The organism is Faecalibacterium langellae (assembly GCF_002549775.1).
Taxonomy (GTDB): domain Bacteria; phylum Bacillota; class Clostridia; order Oscillospirales; family Ruminococcaceae; genus Faecalibacterium; species Faecalibacterium langellae.
In genome coordinates this window covers 1-2,099 of record NZ_NMTR01000018.1, presented here as the reverse complement: position 1 = coordinate 2,099, position 2,099 = coordinate 1, and the positions used below count along the sequence as shown (strand labels likewise).

Here is a 2,099-nt window from a genome sequence, read left to right as displayed (position 1 = left end):
CGAGTTTGATTCTTTCCGTTACGCCCTGTGTAATATATCCGATTCTGTATTTTTCTCCAGTCTCTACATCGGTAAAGACCACCTCAGTATCACAATCACCGCTCACTTTTACAGTTCCCCATAGTGGCTGTATTTGTTCTGTCTTTATGTTGCCTTCATCGTTTGAAAGGGTGAAAGTATGGCTTCTCTGAATATTGATATAAATCGCCACCAGAGAAACCGTTGCCAGACATAAAGCAAACCTTCTTGTTTTCATCGAAACACCTCCTGCAAATTCGGTTTTATCGAATCATATCACATAAGCGGACTCTTCAAACTTACAGTTCAGTTTCAACTGCAAGCTGCTCCTGCTTTTCTTTTTCGTCAGCGATTTGGACATCAACATCTTCGCGCATCTTTTTCAGAAGTGCAAGGACTCGCTTGATTTGATCTTTGGTATTCTCTACTCTGCTCTGTGCCTGATTGATGTGATCCAGAACTGCCCAGTCTGCAAAGAGGCCGTCAAAGAAGAAATCCGCAAATTTCAAAAAGCTGTCCACCGTAACCTGAAGGTCTGCGGTGATCTCAACATCAGCAAGCTCAGTTTTGAACCGCCGCAGTTCCACTTGTAGCTGTTCGATTTGCTCCTGTGCATCGTCCAGGTCCTCATACTTGGCAAGATCGGCCATCAAACCGCCGCCCATTACGTCCCATGTACTCCAGCCCTCGGCATTGTCGAGGGTTTCCAGAACTTCATTGACCGTATGCAGGGCGGTCTTTCCGGCGTTGATGGCTTCCAGCAGCTCCCGTTTTTGGACTTTCAGCGCGGCAATGCGGCTTTCGCTTTCTGCAACCTGCTGTGCGGCAGGGTGGGCAGATGCTTTGATGCTTTTGATTTTTTCGGAAAGAGCAGCTTGATACTGCCTTTCGCAATCGGACAGCCGTGCCAGTCTATTTTGAATCTGCTCCAAGTCGGCATCAACGGAAGAAAGATCATGGAGAGCCGCATCGTACTTAACACGGGCTGCATAGGCTTCCTGCCGTTCCTTGTCCAGCTTCTCATCCATCTTTCCGATGACCTGATAAAAAAATGCGGCAAGGCTGTGTCCCTCCAGACGGTCCACATCAGCCTGCTCTGCCAGCTTGGATTTTTCCAGCTTTTTCAGGCGGTCAGCAAGCGTATCTCTCTGGGCGGTCAGTTCTTTCTGCTTTGCTTCACAGTTCTTCTTTTCTGCGACCTGCTGCCAAAGCTCTTTCAACGTAGAATCACTCATATGGAATGTCCTTTCCCGGCATTACGGCTCTTCGTTCAGAAGCTGGTTCAAAAAATGCTGCCGATTATTTACAAATGTTTTGGTGATAACGTAGCTGTCCGTATCTTCATACTGACAAGGATGAATCGTGCCATTGTCGAAGCTAAAAATTTCAGCATCAGGCATTCCGAGGAGAATGGGTGAATGTGATACGATACTATGTAATGTAGGAGAACGCTTAGCTCCGCTCAAACCCAAGATAGCGGGTGCCCTGAAAACTCAGCTTTCCAATGTCGCCCTCCACAAGCATTCCGTAGTCCGAACCACTTACGGTAAGCTCCATGCGGTCGCCGCTCTCTACCTGAAAGGTCACATAATAGGTCGTGAACGTATGCATCATCGTATTGTCCGTATGGTGGCGAGAAACTTCCGTGCGCTTTGCCACCACCGTTGCTGGAACGGTCAGCCGCGGCGAATGGTTGTTTTTGTTCCATGTGCTGATATTTCCGATGATGGTGTATAGGATCATGCCCAAAACCACAAGGAACAGGATGGGAAACAGGATGCTGAACAGCAGATCAAATCCAGCGTAAAACATCTTATTCCTCCAAAATTTCTTCCAGCAGGTCCTTTACATCGTCCAGAAAAGATTCTTCTCCGAGGGTGTTCACCTTGAAGAACACCGCTTGACTGCCTCCTGCGGTGATGGCAGACAGCCGAATCGGACTGTCCGCATTCTGGAACATGGTCAGTGTCAGACTCAGGCGGTTGCCGCCCATCATGCTGTACCGTTCAAATACACGGACACTGCACCGGGCATCGCCCTCTTTGAAATCACTGCCTGCCTCTAAATCTGCCGACCAACTG

General features: G+C 48.4%; 4 protein-coding genes. All 4 read right to left on the bottom strand.

Annotation, left to right across the window (positions count from 1 at the left end; translation table 11 throughout):
* Positions 1–256, bottom strand: a 256-nt coding sequence (locus CGS49_RS07430) for a hypothetical protein (RefSeq protein WP_097801232.1), incomplete at its 3' end; no start/stop codon positions are given.
* 61 nt (positions 257–317) lie between these two features.
* Complete coding sequence (locus CGS49_RS07425; RefSeq protein WP_097801231.1) at positions 318–1,253, bottom strand: hypothetical protein; 936 nt, start codon at positions 1,251–1,253, stop codon at positions 318–320.
* A 217-nt stretch (positions 1,254–1,470) separates the two neighbouring features.
* On the bottom strand, positions 1,471–1,830 hold the full coding sequence (locus CGS49_RS07415) for a DUF2500 domain-containing protein (protein ID WP_097801230.1): 360 nt from the start codon (positions 1,828–1,830) through the stop codon (positions 1,471–1,473).
* Position 1,831: 1 nt separating this feature from the next.
* Positions 1,832–2,099 (bottom strand): DUF6054 family protein (locus tag CGS49_RS07410; RefSeq protein WP_097801229.1); only part of this gene is annotated, 268 nt, incomplete at its 5' end.

What these genes read in the sequence shown, in the direction of transcription:
- CGS49_RS07415 (WP_097801230.1), bottom strand. Translation starts at nt 1,830, where the DNA reads ATGTTTTACGCTGGATTTGATCTGCTGTTCAGCATCCTGTTTCCCATC.
- CGS49_RS07425 (WP_097801231.1), bottom strand. Translation starts at nt 1,253, where the DNA reads ATGAGTGATTCTACGTTGAAAGAGCTTTGGCAGCAGGTCGCAGAAAAG.